This is a genomic window from Amycolatopsis sp. NPDC058986 (genome assembly GCF_042741125.1).
Taxonomy (GTDB): Bacteria; Actinomycetota; Actinomycetes; order Mycobacteriales; family Pseudonocardiaceae; genus Amycolatopsis.
On record NZ_JBHYJW010000005.1, the window covers coordinates 122,965 to 145,174 of the forward strand.

Here is a 22,210-nt window from a genome sequence, read left to right on the forward strand (position 1 = left end):
GTGCCCCCCCACAACCCCCCGGCCGGCCCCCTCCCCAGTTTAATGTGTGGTCCCACTCGGGGCTGTGGCAGTCATTCGGGTCGCGGGGGCGGCCCCCCCCCACAAGGCAGCGCGCCGCGCGAAGCGGCACCAAATCCACAAAGGACAGAGACCCTGACCGCTGACATGTCCCGAACGCGCCGTTGGAGACGTTGAGCGTCCGCTACGCGTCGTTCGGGACAGCGCCGACGGCAACCCGGGCTCACTCCTGGTCGAGGGCCAGGTAGAGGTCGACCCGGTCCGGGAAGGACGCGAGATCCCGGCCGGTCAGCTCGGCGATCCGGCTGATCCGGTAACGCAGGGTGTTGACGTGGACGTGCAGGGCGGCCGACGTCTGCGTCCAGGACCCCGAGTTCTGCAGGAACACCCGGAGGGTGTGGATCAGCTCGGACTTGTGCGCGGCGTCGTAGGCCAGCACCGGCCCGAGCACCCGCGACCGGAACGACCTCCGCAGCTCGTCCGGGACCGCGGCGAGCAGCAGCAGATGCGAGGCGACGTCGTCGCCCGCCACCACGGTGGCCCGGCCGGGAGCCAGCTCGGCGAGTTTGCGGGCGTGCCGCGCCTCGTGCACGGCCGACCGCAGCCCGGCGGCGTCGAGTGCCCGGCTCGCGCCGACCGCCAGCCGCGCCGAGCCCAGCGCGGGTTCGAGCGTCCGCACGGCTTCCTTCACCTCGGCGACCAGCGCGTCCACCGCGTCCAGCCCCGCGCCGGGCGAGATCCGGGCCAGGCCAAGCGTTTCCCCGTCGATCTCGCCGATGATCGCGCGGTCCCCCAGCGGGGCGAGCAGCTCCGCGAGGAGCACCGCGGCGAGGCCCGGACCGCCGCCGTCCAGGCTCACCGACACCGCGCACACCGGATCGGCGGGCGCGAGATCGGCCTCCGGCAGGCGTGCGGCGACCTCGGCCGCGGTCGTGTTCTCCGCCAGCGCCAGCCGGAGCAGCGGCTGGGCCGCCCGGTCTTCCATCCGCTTCGCGTCGTCGAGCCGGGTGCGTTCGAGACCGGCCAGCGTGGCCAGTTCCGCGGCCAGCTCCCGGTCGGCCGGCTCGTGGTCCCCGTCGAGCACGAGGAACCAGCTGACCACGCGATGGCCCGCCCGCGCGGCGGCGGACAGCAGGGTCACCGGGCCCGCGTCCGTCTCGACGACCTTCGGCAGCCGGTCCGCGCGCAGGAACCGCTCGGCCAGCAGCACCCGGCGGTCCGCGGCGAGCGTGTCCGCCGGTCCGGCGATCAGGCGTCCGGTGGCGCTCAGCACCCAGCAGTCCGCGCCCAGTTCGGTCGCGCCCGCGGCGATCAGGTTGGCGATGCCGCCGCCGTCCGCGACGGCCGCGACCAGCCGCCGGTACTGGTCGAGGAACCGGCCCGCCCCCGGTGTGCGCTCGGCGCGTTCCGCCGCCAGCCAGAGGATGGCCTGCTCGCTGATGGTGGCGAACGAGACGTTCACCGGGACTTCGATCAGCGGCACGCGATGCCGGCGGCAGGCCGCCACCATGTGGTCCGGCACCGGACCACCACCCCATTGGGCGGTTCCCGCGCCGAGTGCCGCGACGTCGGCCTCCGCGAGCGCGGCGACGAACGCTTCCGACTCGGCTGGGTTGTTCCACCACTCCATGCCGCTGAGCACGAGTTCCCCGCCGGTGAGATAACGCCGGGGGTCACGCAGCGTGGCAGTGAAGACACGCTCGAAACTCCGGTCGAGCTGGTCTTCTCCGACCAGCAGCGTGAGCCCGAGCTGCTCGGCCGCCAAGAGTGCGCTCAGTCGCACCGTGCCTCCAAGCTTCTTTTGTCCGTCTTTGGAGGAAAGCACGAAAACCACGTCCCCGCGCCCCCGTTCTTTCGGTGAATCCGCCGCTGGCCAGCCGCGGAACTCCCAGTGTGTACTGCTTCACAGCCCGGAAAGCGAGCGATCGGGCACAGCGAGGCGCGACGACGCGACGAGCGGGAGGCGACGGTACGGCATGAGTGATGCTTGCGAGCGAATCATGGACATCATGCGCCAAAAGGAATTGGACGCTGTCTCGCGGAGCGAGTCGATCGCATGAGCGAATCTTCACGGAGCGTGCTCACCCCGTTCCACGCCCTCTCCGGCGCCGCGGCCGAGCGCGAACTGCTCGCTTGCTGCGCCTCGCCGGTCTGGGCGGCGGCGATCGCGGCGGGCCGCCCGTATGACGACGTCGGCGCGGTGCTGCGTGCGTCGGACATGGAACTGGCGGTCCTCGGCTGGGACGAGATCGAGAAAGCGCTCTCCGCCCACCCGCGGATCGGCGAGCGGGCCGCGGGGCAGGGCCGCGAAGCGGCGTGGTCCCGTCGTGAGCAGTCCGCCGCCGCGACCGCGGACGCCACCGTCCTCGCGGAACTGGCCGAGGCGAACGCCGAGTACGAGCACGTCTTCGACCGGGTGTTCCTGATCTGTGCGAGCGGGCTGCCCGCGGCCGAGATCCTCGCGCACCTCAGAGCCCGCCTCGGCAACGACGAACAGGCCGAACGCGCCGTGGTCCGCGAGGAACTGCGCAAGATCGTCCGGCTGCGACTGGAGAGGTGGCTGTCTTGAGCCTGTCGACCCACGTCCTGGACGCCGCGAAGGGCCGGCCCGCCGCCGGACTCGGCGTCCGGCTCGACCGCCACGACGACACGGGCTGGGCCACGGTCGCCGAGGAGCGGACCGACACCGACGGCCGGATCACCGGCTGGTCCCCCGGCCCCGGCACGCACCGGCTCGTCTTCGACACCGGTGCCTACCTCGGCGCCGGCGCGTTCTACCCCGAGGTCACGGTGGCCTTCCGGATCGGCGATCCCGGCGAGCACTACCACGTCCCCCTGCTGCTGAGCCCCTACGCGTACTCGACCTACCGGGGCAGCTGAGCACTGTCCACTTCAGACATCCATTTCGGACCACGAGGAGCACGGAAAGATGGCGATCGTTCTCGGCGGGAACCGGTACGGCAAGGCCGAAGTCCGGCTCGTCCGCATCGACCGCGACGGCGAGGAGCACGGGATCACCGACCTCAACGTCAGCGTCGCGCTGTCCGGTGACATGGCCGACACGCACCTGAGCGGCGCGAACGACAAGGTGCTGGCCACCGACACGCAGAAGAACACCGTGTACGCCTTCGCCCGCGACGGCATCGGGTCCATCGAGGACTTCGCGCTGCGGCTGGCCCGGCACTTCGTCGACTCGCAGGAGAGCATCCACTTCGCGCGGGTCGCCATCGAGCGGTACTCGTGGTCGCGGCTGACGGTCGAGGGCGAACCGGCCCGGCATTCGTTCTCCCGCTCGGGCGACGGCACCCGCACCACCGTGGTGAGCTACGACGGCGAACGGTCGTGGGCGCTGTCCGGGATCACCGACCTGACCGTGCTCAACTCCACCGACTCCGAGTTCTGGGGTTTCCCGCGCGATCGGTACACGACGTTGCAGGAGACCAAGGACCGCATCCTCGCCACCGCCGTCAACGCGACCTGGCGGCACGCCACGACCGATGACGTCGACTGGGAAGCGAGCTACCGCGCCGCGCGCCAGAACCTGCTGGAGGCATTCGCGGCCACCTACAGTTTCTCGCTCCAGCAGACGCTGTACGCCATGGGCGAGCGGGTGCTCCAGCACGTCCCGGGAATCGCCGAGGTCCGGCTGAGCCTGCCGAACAAGCACCACTTCCTGACCGACCTCACCCCGTTCGGCATGGACAACCCCGGCGAGGTGTTCTACGCGGCGGACCGCCCCTATGGCCTCATCGAAGGCACCGTGCTGCGCGACGACGCGCCACCCGCCGGTCCGGCCTGGGACTGAGGGAGGAATCCACAGTGGACTTCTTGCGCCCCCGTAGCCTGGCCGAAGCCCTTGCCGCCAAAGCGGAACATCCCGACGCAGTCCCGATCGCGGGCGGTACCGACGTCATGGTGGAGCTGAACTTCGACCATCGCCGTCCCGCCGCCCTGCTGGACCTGAACCGGGTCGCCGAGCTGCACGAGCACGGCCGCCAGGACGGCCGGATCCGGATCGGCGCCGCGGTGCCCTACACCCGCATCATCGCCGAACTGGGCACGGAACTGCCCGGGCTGGCGATGGCCGCGCGGACCGTCGGCTCACCGCAGATCCGCAACCGGGGCAGCGTCGGCGGCAACCTCGGCGCCGCGTCCCCGGCGGGCGACAGCCATCCCGCCCTGCTGGCGGCCGACGCCGACGTCGAGATCGCGTCCGTCAGGGGCACCCGGATCGTGGCGGCGAAGGACTTCTACCTCGGGGTGAAGCGGAATGTGCTCGAACCGGACGAGCTGATCACCGCCGTCCACCTCGCGCCCGCCGACGGGCCGCAGCAGTTCAGCAAGGTCGGCACGCGCAACGCGATGGTGATCGCGGTCTGCGCCTTCGGCCTTGCCCTGCATCCCGCGCAACGGCGCGTCGGCACCGGGCTCGGTTCGGCCGCACCGACGCCCCGCGCGGCCACCTCCGCCGAGGAGTTCATCGCCGGTGAGCTGGACTGGGAATCGCCCAGGCCGCTGAACGACTCGGTGCTGCGCCGGTTCGGCGCGCTGGTCGCCGAGGCCGCGTCGCCGATCGACGACGTCCGGGGCAGCGCCGCCTATCGCAGGCACGCGCTGTCCGTGCTGGCCCGCCGCACCCTCGGCTGGGCCTGGTCCGACTACACCCGAGGAGGACGGGCATGCGCGTGAACCTGACCGTCAACGGCGAGAAACGCGAAGCCGACGACGTCTGGGAAGGGGAAAGCCTGCTCTACGTACTGCGGGAGCGGCTGGGCCTCCCCGGCTCGAAGAACGCTTGCGAGCAGGGCGAATGCGGCTCGTGCACGGTCTATCTCGACGGCGTCCCCGCGTGCTCCTGCCTGGTCGCGGCCGGACAGGCCGAGGGCCGCGAGGTCCGCACGGTCGAGGGGCTCGCCGACGGCGACCGGCTCGACCCGGTCCAGGAGTCCTTTGTGGAGACCGGTGCTGTCCAATGTGGATTCTGCACGCCGGGCCTGCTGGTCGCCGCGCACGACCTCCTCGAACGTAACACCGAGCCGAGCGACCCCGAGATCCGGGAAGCGCTCGCCGGGAACCTGTGCCGCTGCACCGGCTACGAGAAGATCCTGGCAGCGGTCCGGCTCGCCGCGTCGCGCCGCCGGGACAAGGAGGGGGCCCGATGAACGCGCCCGCCCGTTCCCCGCAGAACCTGGCCGACACCATCTCCGGCGGGGTCGGTGACAGTCCACTGAGGCCGGACGGCACGCTGAAGGTCCGCGGCGAGTTCGCCTACGCCTCCGACCTGTGGCACGAGAACATGTTGTGGGGCGCCACCCTGCGCAGCCCGCATCCGCACGCGCGCATCCTCGCCATCGACGTCTCGGCGGCGCTGGCCACGCCCGGGGTGCACGCGGTCCTCACCCACGAGGACGTCCCCGGCGAAAACGTTTACGGCCTGAAACACCAGGACACCCCGGTGCTCGCCGAAAACCTCGTGCGGTACCAAGGAGAACCCGTCGCACTGATCGCCGCCGACCACCCGGAGATCGCGCGGCAGGCGCTCAAGAAGATCCGGGTCGACTACGACGTGCTGGAGCCGATCACCGATCCTGAGCGCGCCGCCCATGACGACTCGCTGCCGAAACTGCACCCGAACGGCAACCTCGTGCGCTACCAGCGGATCGTCAAGGGCGACCCGGAAGCCAGGGCGGACGTGGTGGTCTCCGGCGTGTACGAAATCGGCATGCAGGACCAGGCTTTCCTCGGCCCGGAAGCAGGACTCGCCGTACCGGACGAGGACGGCGGCGTCGACCTCTACCTGGCGACGCAATGGCTCCACGTCGACCAGAAGCAGACCGCGCACGCGCTCGGGCTGCCGCCGGAGAAGGTGCGACTGACACTGTCCGGCGTCGGCGGCGCGTTCGGCGGCCGGGAGGACCTGAGCATGCAGGTCCACTCGTGCATGCTGGCGCTGCGCACCGGCCGCCCGGTGAAGATGTCGTACAACCGCGAGGAATCCTTCTTCGGCCACGTGCACCGCCACCCCGCGCGGATGTACTACGAGCACGGCGCGACTCGCGACGGCGAGCTGGTCTACGTCCGGGCGAGGCTGTACTTCGACGGCGGCGCCTACGCCTCCAAGACCCCGGTCGTGGTCGGCAACGGCACGACGCTGAGCGTCGGCCCGTACAACGTGCCCAACGCGCACATCGAGGGCTGGGGCGTCTACAGCAACAACCCGACCTGCGGCGCGATGCGCGGGCTCGGCGCGGTCCAGCCGACCTACGCCTACGAGTCCCAGATGGACAAACTCGCCGCCGCGCTCGGGATGGACCCGGCCGAACTGCGCGTCCGCAACGCGATGAGCGAGGGATCGACGACCGTCACCGGCCAGGTCGTCGACTTTCCCGCCCCCGTCGGCGAACTCGTCCAGCGCGTCCGGGATCTGCCGCTGCCGCCGGAAAACACCGACGCCGACATCCTGCAGTTGCCCGGTGGCGCGGCGAACACCACGCACGGCGAGGGGGTCGTGCGTGGTGTCGGCTACGGCGTGACGATCAAGAACATCTCCTACGCCGAAGGGCTGGACGACTATTCGACCGCCCGGGTGCGGCTGGAGGTGATCGGCGGCGAGCCGGTCGCGCTGGTGCACACCGCCGCGGCCGAGGTCGGCCAGGGCCTGGTCACCGTGCAGCAGCAGATCGCGCGCACCGAACTCGGCGTCCAGCGGGTCACCCTGCATCCGCACGACACGAGCGTCGGCGACGCCGGGTCCAGCTCGGCGTCCCGGCAGACCTACATCACCGGCGGCGCGGTGCGGAACGCGTGCCTCGCGGTGGCCGGGCAGGTGTACGCACTCGCCGCGCGCCGCCTCGGCGTGTCCCCGGACGGGCTGAGCCTGAGCGGCGGGAAGCTGACCGGCACCGACGGCGTCGTGCTGGCGGATCTCGCGGAGGTGCTCGGGGACGAGATCATCGAGGAGACCCGGGAATACCACCACCGCAAGACGTACCCGCTCGACCCCGAAACCGGTCAGGGCAACGCGCACGTGCAATACGGCTTCTCCGCGCACCGCGCCGTCGTCGACGTGGACACCGAACTCGGCCTGGTCAAGGTCGTCCAGCTGGACTGCGCCCAGGACGTCGGCAAGGCGGTGAACCCGGACGCCGTGCTCGGCCAGATCCACGGCGGATCGGCGCAGGGCCTCGGCCTCGCGGTCATGGAGGAGATCCAGGTCACCGGCGGGACCGTGCGCAACCCGTCGTTCACCGACTACCTCATCCCGACCATTCTCGACATGCCGCCGATGACCGTGGACGTGCTGGAGCGTCCCGATCCCCACGCGCCGTACGGCGTCCGGGGCGTCGGCGAGCCACCGACCATCTCCGCCACCCCGGCGATCGCGAACGCGATCCGCGCGGCCACCGGCCTCGCGCTCCCCCGCGTCCCGATCAAACCGGAACACATCACCGGCACCTGAACGACTTCCGGGAGAACAAATGCTCGTGCACACCGACCTCGAAACCGCGTGGCTCGCCGAAACGATCCGGCTGGCCACCGAGAACGTCGCGAACGGCGGCGGGCCCTTCGGCGCGCTGATCGCCCGCGACCACGAGATCGTCGCGACCGGCATCAACCGCGTCACCCCGAACCTCGACCCGACCGCGCACGCCGAAGTGACCGCGATCCGCGCGGCCTGCCAGGAACTCGGAACGTTCAAACTGGACGGTTGCGTGCTCGTTTCGAGCTGCGAGCCCTGCCCGATGTGCCTCAGCTCGGCGTTGTGGGCCAGGGTCGACCGCGTCATCTACGCGGGCGACCGCCACGACGCGGCCAAGGCCGGTTTCGACGACCGCGCCTTCTACGAGCTCTTCGACAAGCCGAGGGACAGCTGGGACGTACCCGTCGCCAGGCTGTCCACAGTAGACGGATTCGTTCCCTTCGCGGCCTGGCTGGACAACACCGCACGCGTCGAATACTGAGCCGAAAACCCACCGGAAATCGCCAGAACCTGGCCGAAACCGGTGCTGACCGGAGCACCAGAAAAACCCAAACGTCCCGCTCGCCCCGCCCCGTGCCATACGGGGCGCGGCGAAGCACGCCCACCGGCAAGGGAAGGACGCATGACCCGGACCCAGCCCGAGGCCCGCCTCGGCGTACCCGCCACCGCAGGCCGCCTCTCCCCGCTCGAACGTCTCTTCGCGATCCGCGGCCGCGGATCGACCGTCGGCCGCGAAGTCCGCGGCGGCATCACCACCTTCGTCGCGATGGCCTACATCGTGCTGCTCAACCCGCTCATCCTCGGCGCGTCGGCCGACATCACCGGCGCGCGGCTGACCTCGTCGCAGATCACCACCGCCACCGCGCTCGCCGCCGCGGTGATGACCGTCCTCATGGGACTGATCGGCAACGCCCCGCTCGCTTTGGCGGCGGGGCTGGGCATCAACGGCATCGTGGCCTTCCAGATGGCACCGGCGATGACCTGGGCGCAGGCATTCGGGCTGGTCGTGCTCGAAGGCGTCTGCATCGTGCTGATGGCCGCGAGCGGCATCCGCCAGCGGATCATGGACGCGATCCCGAAGGCGCTGAAGACCGCCATCACCGTTGGCGTCGGCCTCTACCTCGCGCTGGTCGGCCTGGTCAGCGCCGGTTTCGTGACCAGGACGCCGGACGCCGCGCACAGCACCGTGCCGGTCCGGCTCGGGCTGAACGGGCATCTGTCCGGCTGGCCGATCGCGGTGTTCTGCTTCGCGCTGCTGCTGATGACCGTGCTGACCGCGCGGAAGGTGCCCGGCGCGGTGCTGATCAGCATCGGCGCGGCCACCGTGCTCGCGGTCGTGCTCAACCAGGGCTTCGGCGTCTCCGGCTGGGGTCTGGTGGAGCCGAGGGTGCCCGATCACCTGCTCGCGGCGCCGGACTTCGGGCTGTTCGGGCACGTCGACCTGTTCGGCGGCTTCGTCTCGGCCGGGCCCATCGCGGCGACGGTGTTCCTGTTCACCCTGGTGCTTTCCGGCTTCTTCGACGCGATGGGCACGATCACCAGCGTCTCCGACGAGGCCGGGCTGTCCCGGGACGGGAAGGTGCCGCGGATGGGCCGGATCCTGCTCGTCGACGGCGCCGGTGCGGTGATGGGCGGGGTCAGCGGTGCCTCCCCCAACACCGTGTTCCTCGAATCCGCGGCCGGGGTCGGCGAGGGCGCGCGGACCGGGCTGGCGAGCGTGGTCACCGGGGCGCTGTTCGCTGCCACCCTGCTGTTCACCCCGCTGGCCGACGTCGTCCCGGCGCAGGCGGCGGCGCCCGCGCTCGTGGTGATCGGCGGGATGATGATGGCGCAGTGCCGCAACATCCCTTGGCACGACACGGATTACGTGATCCCGGTGTTCCTCACGGTGGCGGTCATCCCGTTCACCTACTCGATCACCAACGGCGTCGGCGCCGGGCTCATCGCGTTCGTGCTGATCAAGACCTGCAAGGGCCGGTGGCGCGAGGCGGGCTGGCTGCTCACCGTGCTCGCGCTGATCTTCGGCGTCTACTTCGGCGTCACCGGCATCGAAGCTCTCTTCACATAAGGAGCGAGAAATGGCCTTGATGTTCCTCAACGGCGGAGCCATGCGGGGTGAGCCACTGCACCACCTCCTCGGCGACGCCCCGCTCGTCACGGCGACCAAGACGGCGCCGAAGTACCGTTTCTACTCCGTCGGCGACGCCTGCCCCGCGCTCTATCCGGTATCGCACGGCGGGGCCGCGGTGTCCGGCGAGGTGTACGACCTCTCGATGGACGTCCTGCGCGACCGCGTCCTGCCGAGCGAACCGCACGAACTGGAGCTCGGCGTCGTCGAACTCGCCGATGGCAGTTCGGCCTTCGCCATGTTGCTGCGTCGTCCCTACACCTCGCATGTCCAGCTCACCGACATCACCGAGATCGGCGACTGGCGGGCCTACCGGGCCGGCACGAAGAAGCCGTGAGCGGGCCCCACGTCCTGGTGGCGCCGGACAAGTTCAAGGGTTCCCTGACCGCCGCCGAGGTCGCCGGCGCCATCGCGGCCGGGATCGGTTCCGTCGTCCCCGGCGTCCCGGTGCGTACCTTGCCGGTGGCCGACGGGGGTGACGGGACCGTCGCCGCGGCGGTCGCCGCCGGTTTCCGCCGCGTCGACGTCCCCGCGCGGGGCCCGACCGGGCAGCGGATCACCGCCTCCTTCGCGCTTTCGGGCGACACCGCGATAGTGGAGCTGGCGGAGGCGTCCGGGCTGCACCGGCTCCCTGGCGACGTGCCCGCCCCCTTGACCGCGTCCAGCGCGGGCACCGGGGACCTGATCGCCGCGGCGGTGCGGTCCGGTGCCCGCCGGATCGTGCTCGGGGTGGGCGGCAGCGCCTGCAGTGACGGCGGAGCGGGCCTGCTGACCGCGCTCGGCGCCCGGCTGCTCGACTCCTCGGGTGCGGAGCTCGCCCCCGGCGGCGCCGCATTGCGGGAGCTGCACCGCCTCGAACTGTCCGATCTGGACCCCGCATTGTCCGAAGTGGACATCGAGTTGGCGAGCGATGTCGACAACCCGCTGCTCGGCCCGCACGGTGCCGCCGCGGTCTACGGACCACAGAAAGGGGCGGGCCCGGCGGCGGTCCGGGTACTGGAGGACGGGCTGCGCCGCTGGGCCGAGGTCGCCGGCCCAGCGGACGCGGCGCGCCCCGGGGCGGGCGCGGCGGGCGGCGTCGGATTCGCCGCGCTCGCCGTACTGCACGCGCGCAGGCGTCCCGGGATCGAGTTGCTCACCGAACTGCTCGGGTTCGACGACGCCCTGCGTGACGCCCGGCTCGTCGTTACCGGTGAGGGTTCGCTCGACGAGCAGACCCTGCGCGGCAAGGCGCCCTCGGGAGTCGCGGCGAGGGCGCGGAAGGCGGCCGTTCCGGTGGTCGCCGTCGCGGGCCGCTGCCTGCTCACCACCGCCGCGCTGCGGGACTCGGGCTTCGAGGCCGCGTACGCGCTGACCGATGTCGAGCCGGACCCGGCTCGCTGTATCGCCGCCGCCGGACCGTTGCTGACCATGGTGTCCGCGCGGCTGGCCGAAGACTGGCTGAGGAGCCCATGACCGACCTCGTACTGCGTTCGGACCAGGTCCACACCCCCGGCGGCCCCCGTCCCGCCGCCGTCTGTGTCCACAACGGACGGATCACCGCCGTACTCGACCGGAATTCCATTGTGGACACCGCGCGCGACGTCGACCTCGGCGGCCTCGCCCTGCTTCCCGGGCTGGTGGACACCCACGTGCACGTCAACGAACCCGGCCGCACCGAATGGGAGGGTTTCGCCACCGCGACGGCGGCCGCGGCGGCGGGCGGGGTCACCACGATCCTCGACATGCCGCTGAACAGCCTGCCGCCCACGGTGACCGCCGGCGCGCTGGCGGTCAAACGCGCGGCGGCGGCCGGGCAGTGCGTGGTGGACGTCGGTTTCTGGGGCGGGGCGATCCCCGGCAACCTCGACGATCTCGCCGGGTTGCACGAGGCGGGCGTCTTCGGCTTCAAATGTTTTCTCTCTCCGTCCGGAGTGGACGAATTCCCGCCGCTGGACTGGGCGGGACTCGACGCCGCGCTGGCCGAACTGTCCAAGATGGACGCGTTGCTGATCGTGCACGCCGAGGACGCGGCCGAACTGGACGCGGCCCCGGCGGCGGGCGAGTCCTATCCGGACTTCCTCGCCTCGCGCCCGGAATCGGCCGAACAGCGAGCCATCGACGGACTGATCGACCGCGCGACGCGGCATTCCGCGCGGACGCACGTCCTGCACCTTTCCTCGGCCGCCGCGCTCGGCCGGATCGCCGACGCCCGGGCGGCCGGGGTGCGGATCACCGCCGAAACCTGCCCGCACTACCTGACGCTGGCCGCCGAACGGATCCCGGACGGAGCGACGGAGTTCAAGTGCTGCCCGCCGATCCGGGACGACGTCAACCGGGACCGGCTGTGGCGAGGGCTCACCGACGGCGTCATCGACTGCGTGGTCAGCGATCACTCGCCCTCGACGCCCGAACTGAAGCGAGGCGGGTTCGGCGAGGCGTGGGGCGGGGTGTCCTCGCTGCAGCTGGGCTTGCCCGCCGTCTGGACCGAGGCGCGACGCCGCGGGCACTCGCTTTCCACCGTCGTACGCTGGATGGCCACCGCGCCCGCGGACCTCGCGGGACTGTCCGGCAAGGGACGGATCGCCCCCGGCCGCGACGCGGACCTGGTCGCCTTCGCCCCTGACGAGGAGTTCACCGTCGACGTCGGCGGGTTGCGGCACCGGCACCCGATCACGCCGTACGCCGGGGCGCGGCTGCACGGCGTCGTCCACCGGACCTGGCTGCGCGGCCGGGAGATCGACGGCGAGCCCACCGGAGTTCTGTTGTCCCGAGAGAGGAAAGCATGACCACCGAACCGACCACCCTGCCCGACCTCGCGTCCCGGCCGCACGGCGGCACCGTCCTGGCCGCCAGCGACGAGTTCTTCGCCGACAAGGAAAACCTCATCAAGGCCGAGGACCCGGCCTTCCGGCCGCACACCTTCACCCCGAAGGGCCAGGAGTACGACGGCTGGGAGACCCGCAGGCGCTTCGGCAGGACCGGTGGGCACGACTGGGTGCTGCTCCGGCTCGGCGCCCCCGGCATCGTGCGCGCGATCGACGTGGACACCTCGTTCTTCCTCGGCAACTATCCGGAACGCTGCCGGGTCGAAGCGACCGGAGTCGAGGGCTACCCCGGCGTCGAGGAGCTGGCAGCCGCCGAGTGGTTCGAGCTGCTGCCGGAGAGCCCGCTGGCGGGCGGCACGCACAATGTGTTCACAGTGGACAGTCCCCGCCGGGTCACGCACATCCGGCTGCACATCCTCCCGGACGGCGGAATCGCCCGGCTGCGAGTGCACGGCGAAGTCGTTCCCGATCCCCGCGACCTGTCCGGGCTGCCGTTCGACCTCGCGGCGACCCTGAACGGCGGCACCGTGCTCCGGTGCAGCGACAGCTTCTTCTCCCCGCCCGCCAACATGCTCCAGCCCGGCGAGTCCCGGTTCATGGCCGACGGCTGGGAAACCGCCCGCCGCCGCGACGACGGACACGACTGGGCGGTGCTGTCGCTAGCCTGCGCGGCGACCCCAGTGGTCGCGGAGATAGCCACCACGCACTACCTCGGCAATTCACCGGACCGCGTCGCACTGTCCGGTGTGGACAGCGCGACCGCGTCACCCGATGACGACACGGCGTGGTTCCCGCTGCTGCCCGAGACGAAGCTGCTGCCGGACACCACCCACCGGTTCCGGCTCGCCGCGGACCGTCCGGTCACCCACGTCCGGATCGACAGTCACCCCGACGGCGGCATCGGCCGCTTCCGCCTCTACGGCGAGCTGACCGCCCAGGCGGTCCACGACCTGACGGCCCGGTGGTTCACCTCGCTCCCCCTGGCCCAGGCCGTCCAGGTACTGGCCGCCGCCGGGCTGCCCGGCGAGCTGGCCGACCGTCCGGTGACCGCGGTGCCGGACCTGCTCAAAGCCCTGCTGGGCAAGGACTCGTGAGCGTTCCGACCGCTTCGAACCGTTCGGAACGCTCATGAGTCCTTGGTGCCCCACGCGTTCGGGATAGGCGGAGGTCAGCGGACTCGCCGGGCGGAAGGCTCGCGGATCAGGCGGCCAGGGTGGTCCGGCCCGCCACCACGACGCGCGCCACCTCGGCGATACGCCGGCCGAGTTGACGCGCGGTGGCGATGTCGGCCTTGTGCACCGCATCGGGTCCTTCGTCGTTGTTGCTCTGCGCGCCCGCGCCGAGGAAGAACCCGAGGCGGTTGACGTCGTGCTCGGACGCGGTCGAAGTGTTCCAGCCCGGGTGGAGGCCCAGGTTCACCCAGTGCATGCCGTGCTGGGCGGCGAGCACGGTGAAGTACTGGAGGGTGTTGAACTTGTCGCCGCTCTTCGAGCCCGAGTTGGTGAAGCCGGCGGCGAGCTTGTCGCGCCAGACGCTGTCGTACCAGCGCTTCGAGCTGATCTCGGCGAAGGTGTGGAACGCGGCGGACGCGGTGCCCATGTAGGTGGGCGAGCCGAAGACGATCGCGTCCGACGCGTCCAGCAGCTCCCACTGCTCGTCGGACATCTTGTCGATCTCGATCAGGTGAACGGCGGCCCCGGTTTCGGCGGCGCCGTCCCGGACGGCTTCGGCGAGGACGGCGGTGTGGCCGTAGCCGGAGTGGTAGGCGATGGACACGGCAGGCGTGGTCACGGGCACAGGCTCCTTCGGATTCGCTCCCGGCCGCGGGATCGCGCCGGGGATGACCTCTCCAGGAAAGCACTAACTAATCGAAAGCGCAATCCATGGGTTAGCGCTACCGAGTGGTAAGCTTGTGTCCATGAGCAGCGCGCCCGACACCGAGATCTGCACCGGAGACGAAGCGGTCTTCGACGTGTTCGCGCGCACCTGCCCGTCGCGCACCGCACTGGAGCACGTCACGGGCAAATGGGGCAGCCTGACCCTCGGCGCGCTCGGCAAGGGCACGGCCCGCTTCAACGAGCTGCGGCGCCGGGTCGACGGCGTCAGCGAGAAGATGCTGTCCCAGACCCTGCACGCGCTGGAGCGCGACGGCCTGGTGCACCGCGAGGCCCAGCCCACCAATCCCCCGCGCGTGGACTACGCGCTGACCCCGCTCGGCGAAACGATCACGAAGCAGCTGCTGACCCTGATCGACCTCGTGGAAGGCCGGATGCCCGAGGTCCTCGACGCCCAGCGACGCTACGACACCGAAGACCGCGCCTGAGCGCCTGTCCGCTATCCGGACACCTCGTTCCGTCAAACGGGCGCATTTCCTTACGGCGGCGGCCGTCCGTTGCCAGAATCGTCGCCATGACGACCTCACAGCGGTGGATGCCCAACTACGGCGAGCCCTACCAGCCGGTCCCCTACCAGCCGCCGAGGATGGCAGCGGGCGAATCGGTCACCAAGGCGGCGGAGCTGCGGCAGCGGATGGAGCAGCGGCGGACCGTCCGGATGTTCGCCTCCGACCCGGTGCCCGAGCAGGTCGTGCTGGACGCGATCGCCACGGCCTCGACCGCGCCGAGCGGCGCGCACCAGCAGCCGTGGACGTTCGTCCTGGTCACCGACCCCGACATCCGGCAGCGGATCAGGGAGGAGGCCGAGGCGGAGGAACGGGTCTCCTACGACGGCAGGCTCGGCGAGGAGTGGCTGTCCGCGCTGCGCCCGCTGGGCACGGACGCGATCAAACCCCACCTCACCGACGCTCCTTACCTGATCGTGGTGTTCCAGCAGCGGTACCACCTGATGGACGACGGCCGCACGCACAAGCACTACTACGTCGACGAGTCGGTCGGCATCGCGGTCGGGATGCTGCTCACCGCGCTGCAGGTGGCCGGGCTCTCCGCGCTGACCCACACGCCGTCGCCGATGCGGTTCCTCGCCGAGGTCCTCGGCAGGCCACGCAACGAAAAGGCCTTCGCGGTGATCCCGGTCGGCTATCCGGCCGAGGACTGCGTCGTCCCCGACCTGCGGCGCAAATCCCTCGACCAGGTGCTGATCCGGGTCTGAACGTCCGATACCGAACGTTCGGACCCGCGACCCTTCGCTACGACCGACAGGCCTTGAGGTGCGCCAGTAACGCGCCGAAGGAGGGCGCGCCGACGACCAGCACCGGACGAATGTGGTCGGGCAACGCGGCCTGCTTGCTGTCGCGGACCCCGACCAGCCCGTCCCCGGTGCCGACGTCGACGCAGGCGTTCTCCTCGAAGTGCGAATGGCTGCTCGTGTGCCAGCCGGTCAGGTTGGTGTACCGGGTACGCATGGGTGGCCTCCCTGTCCTCGGATGTTCCGACTGGGGTCCGCGCCGGTCCCGAGGTCTGGGGGCTCCCCGGTGGATCGCACCGGGAGGTCCTGAGCGGTTCCCTCTCTCAGGGTAAGCGGCGGCGCACACGGGGTAAACCGCCACCCGGCGGCGTGATGAGGACCGGGCACGCCGCATGGTGCGTCAGCGTCCGCCCTGTCGAGCCGAGGGTCAGCCCGGACAGGCCACCCCGGCCCCGGCTGCCGACCACGATCAGCCGAGCCTGGTGGCTCAGTGTCACCAGGCAGTGCCGTGGCCGTTCGGCGACCACCATCCGCTCGACCGCGACGATCGGATGCCGTTCGGCACGAGACCGCAGCCGCTCCCCGAGCAACCGCCAGCCCTTCTGCTGCGCGGCGCGGCCACCGCCGGACAGCATGGTTTCGCGATCATGGCAGGCGTGCACCGCGAGCAGTTCCGCCCCGGCCAGTGCCGCCGCCGTGAACGCGGCGTCGATGGCCGTCTCGCCCGCCGGGCTGCCGTCCACGCCGAGCACGACCGGCCCGTCCGGCCGCGCGTGTCCCCGGACGACCGCCACCGGGCAGCGCGCCTTGGCGAGCAGATCCGCCACCGGAGCCCCGTAGAACCAGCCGAGCAGGCGGCCGTGCTCCGGCGGCCCGACCACGATCAGCGCGGCGCCCGCGGTCCCCGCGAGCAGCGCGGTCAGCGGGTCGGTGTCCATCGACTGCGCGAACACCGGGACCCCTGGCACGGCTTCGCCCGCGATCGACGCCGCGGCTTCGAGCAGCGAGGACGACGACGCCCGCTTCCCCGCGTACCACTCGGGCGGCAGGGTCAGTGTGCCGCCGGGGTCCGGCAAGGTCATCGCGTGGCGCAGGACCAGCCGCGTACCGCGTCGCCGTGCCTCTTCCGCCGCCCAGCGCAGGGCGTGCCCGGCCGCGTCGGAACCGTCGACGCCCACCACGACCGCTCCGTCCACAACGGACTCCACGAGTGTCGCCCGCCCGGTTTCTCCCGCATCCGCCATCGTCTTCTCCTCACCGACGTCCGCGGGACCGCACGCCCGGAACCCGTCGTCCCCTCAGCTTCGCGGTCGGGCTCGTACGGCGCGCAGAGTCGAACGGCCCAGAGACCGGGCGCCACATGGCCCCGGCTCGGTGATGCGGATGCATCAGTCCCGGGTCACGGTGTCCGGCGGTGCAGCGTCGCCGCGCCCAGTACCAGCGCGAGCACCGCGCATCCGGCGACGACGAGCATGTCGCGCAGCAGTGTGCCGTCGATCGCGCCGGAGCGGGTCACCTGCGTCAGCGCGTCGACTGCGTAGGACAGCGGGAGCACGTCCGAGAGCCACCGCAGCGCCCAGCCCATGCTCTCGCGGGGCACGAACAGCCCGCACAGCAGGAACTGCGGCAGCACGAAGACCGGCATGAACTGGACGGCCTGGAACTCGGTGCGGGCGAACGCGCTCACGAACAGCCCGAGCGCGGTCCCGAGCAGCGCGTCGAGCACGGTGATCAGCAGCAGTGTCCACACCGGACCGGCGAGGTCGAGGCCGAGCCAGGCGAGGCACACCGTCACCGCGACCCCGACCTGGACCAGCGCGAGCAGGCCGAACGCCAGCGCGTAGCCGCACAGCAGGTCCAGCCTGCCGATCGGCAGGGTCATCAGGCGTTCGAAGGTGCCGCCGGTCCGCTCGCGCAACGTGGTGATCGAGGTGAGCAGGAACATGATCGTGAACGGGAAGATCCCGAGCAGCGCCGGTGCCACGGCGCTGAAGGCGGGGGCGGAGTTCAGCACGTAACGCAGCAGGATCATCAGGATCGACGGCACCCCGATCAGCAGCACCACGGTCCTCGGGTCGTGCCGGAGCTGGGTGAGGATGCGCCGGGCGGTGGCGAGAGTGACGGACGCGCGCATCACGCCTCCCTGTCCCGGATCAGGCGCAGGAACGCCGGTTCCAGGCTGCCGGTCCCCGTGCGCCGCAGCAACGCCTCGGGGGTGTCGTCCGCCAGCAGGGCGCCGTCGCGCATCAGCAGCAGGCGGCGGCAGCGCGCGGCCTCGTCCATCACGTGGCTGGAGACGAGCAGCGTGACACCGTCGGCGGCCAGCGCGTGGAACAGCGTCCACAGCTCGTCCCGCAGTTCGGGGTCCGAGCCGACGGTCGGCTCGTCGAGCACCAGCAGCTCCGGGGAACCGAGCAGCGCGACGGCGAGGTTGGCCCGGCCACGCTGTCCGCCGGAAAGCCGCCCCACGAGGACGCCGGCGCTCGCGGCGAGGCCAACCCTGGCGATCGCGTCGTCCACAGTGGACGTCTTGGCACCGAGGACGGTGGCGAAGTAGCGCAGCGACTCGGTCACCGTGAGATCGGCGTAGAGCGCGGGATCCTGTGTGGCGTAACCGATCCGATCGCGCAGCCACGGGCTACCGGCGGGGTGCCCGAGCACGGTCACCGTGCCTCCGGCGACGAGTTGCACCCCGACGATCGAACGCATCAGCGTGCTCTTCCCGCAGCCGTTCGGGCCGAGCAGCCCGGTAACACTGCCACGCGCGACGGTGAACCCGAGACCGTCGAGCACGGTGCGGCCGCCCCGGATCACCCGGAGGCCATCGACCACGATCGCGGGCTCAGTGCTCATCACGCGCTCCGTCACGGACCGCTCGCCGTCGAGCCGCCCCAGCCCATTGTGCACCCCGGACCGCGGGAATCCCAGGGTCAGGCCCGCTCCTGCCGGGGAATCAGCGCCTCGACGCGCACCACGCCGCGCAGTGCTTCCCTGGCCCGACGCTCCATTGTGTACTCGGTGACGGCGCGGCCGCTCTGCGCGGACACCGCGAAGGCACCGCGGCCGAAGAAGTACGTCAGGACGAGTTTGCGCGCCTGCCGTTCGCCGTCCTCGGTGAACTCGACCGAGACACACCGCAGCGAAGCGCCGAACCCGGCCAGCGCCAGCCGTTCCGTGATGTCCACGAGATCGGCGAGCAGGCGCACGAGGTCGCCGTCCCGGCGCCAGCACCGCACCGTGCTGCGGCCACGGACGTCCTGGGTGACCACGTTGTGCAGGAAGGCGTCCCCCGCGGTCGCCGCGATGATCTCGGCCTGGGTCCGCTCGGCGGCGTCCCGCGGCACGAAGGAGATCGTGCCGCGGCCGGCGGACACCAGCCCCAGCGCCGCGCGGAGCCGGACCGCGGCGACCGGGACGGCGTCGAGGGCCTGCAGGTGGGCACGCAGCATCCGGCGGCTTCGCACGGTGGAAAGCAGGGTCATCTCCGTCTCCGTCCCGGGCGGGCGCGCACGGCCTGGACACCGTCCGCGCCCGCCCAATCCGCCGACGGTAGGCCGTGACCCGGTGACCGCGCTGCGTACGTTGGGCCCTGGCGGCGGGGACTTAGGTCACTGTCCACAACGGACTCGAAACCCATGCGAGGCTCAGCCGTTACCGGGAACCTCTCAGTACGCCGGGCCTGTCGCCCTCGACGCGTGCCGGGCCCACCGGACCAGGACGACCAGCAGGGCCAGCTCCAGCACCGCCATCAGCCGTTCGACGAGCCCGGTGGCGACGGTCGGGAGATGGCCGCCCAGCACGACGTTCACCGCGAACGGGACGATGAAGGGCAGGTAGAACGGGATCGACGCGAGCGAGAGCCACCGGGACCACCGCGCGAAGCGGCTCCACGGGAGCCAGGCCCGGTGCCGCCTGCCGAGCAGCCAGCCGACCACGGGGAGGCTCACACAGCTCACCGCGGTGGCGTAGAGGTGGGCCTTCCCGGCAGGAGTGACCGCCCCGCCCTGCGGGTCCTTGCTGAACGCGGCCACGATGAGCACGCTCAGGCACCACACGAGCATCACCGACACCGCGAACGGACCGCGCAGCACCCGCCCGCGGTACAACGCCACCAGCGCCGCGGCCGAGCCCGCGCTGGTCAGGATCAGCGAGCCGTCCCACAGCCACCACCCTGGGCAGAGCGCGTAGTCCGACAGCATCGCGGTCACCGGGTCGATCGGCCCCCAGTACCGGTCCACGTGCAGCACCACGAGCAGCAGGGCGGCGAGCGCGAACGCGCCCAGCGCGACCGAGGTGAACGGGCCGAACCGGCGGTGCGGGCCCGGCACGAGCGGTTCCGGCCGCGCGAGTACCGGGACAGAGGGACTCGAGGACATGCGCGGGGACCCTAGCCGACGGCATCCCGGCACCGATCGGGGCGGGGTGCCGGGGATTGTTCATCACACACCGGCTTCGGACATCGGCACCCGATCACCCACGAACAGAACGGAGGGCCACAAAATGACGCACCGGGAACATACCCGCGATTTCGCGACGGTGATTTTCCCACGACTCCCCCGAACGCGACCGGTTATCGCGAAACCCCGAAGGGACATTCGGGCAATTCACCGATCCGAACACACCGCCGGAGAGTGCCATCCTTACGGCGGGAACCCGACATTTCGATGACGCAAACCGGACAACTCCCCCTTTCCGGTCCGATAGCGCCGACGCCGGCGGAGGGTTCTTGTTTCCACGCAGCGCGACCGGCCGGATACGAACAGCGAAAGCACCCGTCCCACTCGCGGAAACTGTGCGGAAATCACCGGCTACCGGATCCCCCATCGGAAACCGGGGGCCGAGCGGGAATACCCGGGCCCGTGCCAGGCCCGGCGCGATGGAACCTTCCGGGCGAAACGCCCCGGGAGTGCTTCCCCGCGACGGCCCGTAGCGGAAGGATGACCGCCATGCGCGACACACAGCCCGTACCGGACGGGGTCGACCTCGACAAGCCGAACGCCGCCCGCATCTACGACTGGCTCCTCGGCGGCACCGCGAACTGGGCCATCGATCGCGAGTTCGGGGCCAGAGCGGTGGAGACCTTCCCGCTCGCCCCCATCCTCGCGAGGACGAACCGCGAGTTCCTCGGCCGGGGCGTGCACTACCTGGCACGCAACGGCGTCGAACAGTTCCTCGACCTCGGCTCCGGGGTCCCGACGGTGGGCAACGTGCACGAGATCGCGGACCGGGTGAACCCGCGCAGCCGCTGCGTGTACGTCGACATCGAGCCGGTCGCCGTCGCGCACGCGAGGGTGCTGCTGGAACGGCACGGCGACCCGGACCGGCACGCCGTCGTCCAGGGCGACCTGCGTGACGTCGAGGAGGTCTGGGAACGCGCGCTGGACACCGGTGTGCTCGACCCGGCGAAACCGATCGGGCTCATCCTGGTGGCCGTCCTGCACTTCATCGCCCCGGAGGACCGCCCGCACGACCTCGTCGCCCGGTATCGCGACGCGCTCCCGCAGGGCTCCTACCTGCTCTCGTCCCACGGGACCGAGGACGGCACCCCGCAGGCCGACGCCGCCAAGCGGGCCGAACTCCGGGCGCAGTACAACCGCTCCGGCAATGCCGTGTTCTCGCGCACCCGCACCGAGTTCGGCCGCTTCTTCGACGGGTTCGACCTGGTCGACCCCGGCCTCGTGTGGCTGCCGGAATGGCACCTCGACGAGCAGCCGTCGGCCGCGAGCGAGGCGTTGACGAGCAATCCCGCCGAGTCCTGCAGCCTCGGCGCGCTCGGCCGCAAACCGTGAGGCGCCCCGCGCGGGACGGCGGCCGCTAGGGCAGTACCGACCGGACCGCCTCCGCCGACCGGCCGACGACGGCCGTCCCGTCGTCGGCCGTGATGATCGGCCGCTGGATCAGGATCGGCCGCGCAACCAGCGCGTCGATCCACCGGCCGCGCGTCCCCGCCGTCCGTTCCCACGAGGCCAGGCCCAGCTCGGCGGCGGCTTCCTCGCCCAGCCGCGCCACATCCCACGGTTCGAGGCCGAGCCGCTCCAGCACCGCACCGAGTTCCGCGGCGGAGGGCGGCTCCTCCAGGTAGCGACGCACGGTGTAGGCCGCGCCCGCCTCGTCGAGCAGCGACAGCGCCGACGCGCATTTGGAGCAGGCGGGGTTGATCCAGATTTCCATGCCCCACACCTACCGCATGCTCGCGCGCGCCCGACAAGCCGGTCCCGGACCGGGCCGAAGACGCGGGAATCGTCGCAGGTCCGCCACAGGACTAAACCACCTCACCGACACCCCGGTTAGTCCACTGTGGACTCAACGGGAACGCGGGACGTTCCGTCGCGCGCACCAGCGGACGTTCGCCCGCTCGCCCCATTCATCTCCACTTCCCGGCGGAAAGAACTGAATTAACGCGGCGAATCGCCGAAGAACTCCCACACCAACGCGACTGCGGTAATTGCACGGCCTGGTTACCGCTCCCGACCTAACGACCGCTGTAATTCTCACAACACGGACGGGGGTACCTCCCGGAAGATCGATGCACTAACTTCGACACTCGTTCGGTAAGACTCCGCGCCGCCGCTTCGAGGAGTTGGAAACCGTGCTCAATCGCTGCGACCTCGGTCGCATGCCGCGCATCTGTAC

At 71.1% G+C, this 22,210-nt stretch carries 24 protein-coding genes; 15 read left to right on the forward strand and 9 right to left on the reverse strand.

Annotation, left to right across the window (positions count from 1 at the left end; translation table 11 throughout):
* Positions 1-241 precede the first annotated feature (241 nt).
* On the reverse strand, positions 242-1,801 hold the full coding sequence (locus tag ACFW0G_RS06940; protein WP_378323869.1) for a helix-turn-helix domain-containing protein: 1,560 nt from the start codon (positions 1,799-1,801) through the stop codon (positions 242-244).
* Between the two features lie 273 nt (positions 1,802-2,074).
* Between ACFW0G_RS06940 and uraD the strand changes: the two genes are divergently transcribed.
* From uraD to alc, 12 genes are all read left to right on the forward strand, one after another.
* Positions 2,075-2,587 (forward strand): 2-oxo-4-hydroxy-4-carboxy-5-ureidoimidazoline decarboxylase, encoded by a 513-nt coding sequence (uraD, locus tag ACFW0G_RS06945; protein WP_378323870.1) that lies wholly within the window; start codon positions 2,075-2,077, stop codon positions 2,585-2,587.
* A complete protein-coding gene (uraH, locus tag ACFW0G_RS06950) occupies positions 2,584-2,898 on the forward strand; it encodes a hydroxyisourate hydrolase (RefSeq protein ID WP_378323871.1) in 315 nt (104 codons plus the stop codon). Before uraD ends, uraH begins: the two co-directional genes overlap by 4 nt.
* Before the next feature lie 49 nt (positions 2,899-2,947).
* The gene (gene pucL, locus ACFW0G_RS06955; protein WP_378323872.1) at positions 2,948-3,823 is read left to right on the forward strand and encodes a factor-independent urate hydroxylase; all 876 of its coding nucleotides are present in this window, start codon (positions 2,948-2,950) and stop codon (positions 3,821-3,823) included.
* A 14-nt stretch (positions 3,824-3,837) separates the two neighbouring features.
* Positions 3,838-4,707 (forward strand): FAD binding domain-containing protein, encoded by an 870-nt coding sequence (locus tag ACFW0G_RS06960; protein WP_378323873.1) that lies wholly within the window; start codon positions 3,838-3,840, stop codon positions 4,705-4,707.
* Positions 4,698-5,180, forward strand: a complete 483-nt coding sequence (locus ACFW0G_RS06965) for a (2Fe-2S)-binding protein (RefSeq protein WP_378323874.1) — start codon at positions 4,698-4,700, stop codon at positions 5,178-5,180. Before ACFW0G_RS06960 ends, ACFW0G_RS06965 begins: the two co-directional genes overlap by 10 nt.
* A complete protein-coding gene (pucD, locus tag ACFW0G_RS06970; protein ID WP_378323876.1) occupies positions 5,177-7,477 on the forward strand; it encodes a xanthine dehydrogenase subunit D in 2,301 nt (766 codons plus the stop codon). Before ACFW0G_RS06965 ends, pucD begins: the two co-directional genes overlap by 4 nt.
* A 19-nt stretch (positions 7,478-7,496) precedes the next feature.
* Positions 7,497-7,979: a nucleoside deaminase gene (locus ACFW0G_RS06975; RefSeq protein ID WP_378323878.1), complete on the forward strand. Its 483-nt coding sequence runs from the start codon at positions 7,497-7,499 to the stop codon at positions 7,977-7,979.
* A gap of 141 nt (positions 7,980-8,120) precedes the next feature.
* Complete coding sequence (locus ACFW0G_RS06980; protein ID WP_378323880.1) at positions 8,121-9,566, forward strand: NCS2 family permease; 1,446 nt, start codon at positions 8,121-8,123, stop codon at positions 9,564-9,566.
* A 10-nt stretch (positions 9,567-9,576) separates the two neighbouring features.
* Positions 9,577-9,963, forward strand: a complete 387-nt coding sequence (locus ACFW0G_RS06985) for a gamma-glutamylcyclotransferase (RefSeq protein ID WP_378323881.1) — start codon at positions 9,577-9,579, stop codon at positions 9,961-9,963.
* Positions 9,960-11,081, forward strand: a complete 1,122-nt coding sequence (locus ACFW0G_RS06990; RefSeq protein ID WP_378323882.1) for a glycerate kinase — start codon at positions 9,960-9,962, stop codon at positions 11,079-11,081. Before ACFW0G_RS06985 ends, ACFW0G_RS06990 begins: the two co-directional genes overlap by 4 nt.
* Positions 11,078-12,394 (forward strand): allantoinase AllB, encoded by a 1,317-nt coding sequence (gene allB, locus ACFW0G_RS06995; RefSeq protein ID WP_378323883.1) that lies wholly within the window; start codon positions 11,078-11,080, stop codon positions 12,392-12,394. Before ACFW0G_RS06990 ends, allB begins: the two co-directional genes overlap by 4 nt.
* Entirely contained in the window at positions 12,391-13,527 is a 1,137-nt protein-coding gene (gene alc / locus ACFW0G_RS07000) for an allantoicase (RefSeq protein WP_378323884.1), read from the forward strand. Before allB ends, alc begins: the two co-directional genes overlap by 4 nt.
* Before the next feature lie 106 nt (positions 13,528-13,633).
* Here alc and ACFW0G_RS07005 read toward each other — a convergent pair whose 3' ends face one another.
* A complete protein-coding gene (locus ACFW0G_RS07005) occupies positions 13,634-14,224 on the reverse strand; it encodes a flavodoxin family protein (protein WP_378323885.1) in 591 nt (196 codons plus the stop codon).
* 127 nt (positions 14,225-14,351) lie between these two features.
* Here ACFW0G_RS07005 and ACFW0G_RS07010 point away from each other — a divergent pair, with 127 nt between their 5' ends.
* Both ACFW0G_RS07010 and ACFW0G_RS07015 read left to right on the forward strand, forming a co-directional pair.
* On the forward strand, positions 14,352-14,756 hold the full coding sequence (locus ACFW0G_RS07010; protein WP_378323886.1) for a winged helix-turn-helix transcriptional regulator: 405 nt from the start codon (positions 14,352-14,354) through the stop codon (positions 14,754-14,756).
* Between the two features lie 86 nt (positions 14,757-14,842).
* Positions 14,843-15,541, forward strand: a complete 699-nt coding sequence (locus ACFW0G_RS07015) for a nitroreductase family protein (protein WP_378323887.1) — start codon at positions 14,843-14,845, stop codon at positions 15,539-15,541.
* A 37-nt stretch (positions 15,542-15,578) separates the two neighbouring features.
* Here ACFW0G_RS07015 and ACFW0G_RS07020 read toward each other — a convergent pair whose 3' ends face one another.
* The 6 genes from ACFW0G_RS07020 to ACFW0G_RS07045 form a co-directional block, all read right to left on the reverse strand.
* The gene (locus tag ACFW0G_RS07020; protein WP_378323889.1) at positions 15,579-15,794 is read right to left on the reverse strand and encodes a DUF397 domain-containing protein; all 216 of its coding nucleotides are present in this window, start codon (positions 15,792-15,794) and stop codon (positions 15,579-15,581) included.
* Between the two features lie 106 nt (positions 15,795-15,900).
* Entirely contained in the window at positions 15,901-16,821 is a 921-nt protein-coding gene (locus ACFW0G_RS07025) for a universal stress protein (protein ID WP_378323890.1), read from the reverse strand.
* Positions 16,822-16,976: 155 nt separating this feature from the next.
* Positions 16,977-17,711: an ABC transporter permease gene (locus ACFW0G_RS07030; protein WP_378323892.1), complete on the reverse strand. Its 735-nt coding sequence runs from the start codon at positions 17,709-17,711 to the stop codon at positions 16,977-16,979.
* Positions 17,711-18,430, reverse strand: coding sequence for an ABC transporter ATP-binding protein (locus ACFW0G_RS07035; RefSeq protein ID WP_378323893.1), 720 nt, complete (start codon positions 18,428-18,430; stop codon positions 17,711-17,713). Before ACFW0G_RS07035 ends, ACFW0G_RS07030 begins: the two co-directional genes overlap by 1 nt.
* 77 nt (positions 18,431-18,507) lie before the next feature.
* Positions 18,508-19,059 carry a hypothetical protein gene (locus ACFW0G_RS07040; protein WP_378323894.1) on the reverse strand — a complete coding sequence of 184 codons (552 nt, stop codon included), beginning with the start codon at positions 19,057-19,059 and terminating at the stop codon, positions 18,508-18,510.
* Positions 19,060-19,242: 183 nt separating this feature from the next.
* The gene (locus ACFW0G_RS07045) at positions 19,243-19,953 is read right to left on the reverse strand and encodes a DUF998 domain-containing protein (protein WP_378323895.1); all 711 of its coding nucleotides are present in this window, start codon (positions 19,951-19,953) and stop codon (positions 19,243-19,245) included.
* A 561-nt stretch (positions 19,954-20,514) separates the two neighbouring features.
* Between ACFW0G_RS07045 and ACFW0G_RS07050 the strand changes: the two genes are divergently transcribed.
* Positions 20,515-21,366 (forward strand): SAM-dependent methyltransferase, encoded by an 852-nt coding sequence (locus ACFW0G_RS07050; RefSeq protein ID WP_378323896.1) that lies wholly within the window; start codon positions 20,515-20,517, stop codon positions 21,364-21,366.
* A 25-nt stretch (positions 21,367-21,391) separates the two neighbouring features.
* Here the strand turns inward: ACFW0G_RS07050 and ACFW0G_RS07055 are convergent, their stop codons facing one another.
* Positions 21,392-21,748, reverse strand: a complete 357-nt coding sequence (locus tag ACFW0G_RS07055; protein ID WP_378323897.1) for an ArsC/Spx/MgsR family protein — start codon at positions 21,746-21,748, stop codon at positions 21,392-21,394.
* Positions 21,749-22,210 lie beyond the last annotated feature (462 nt).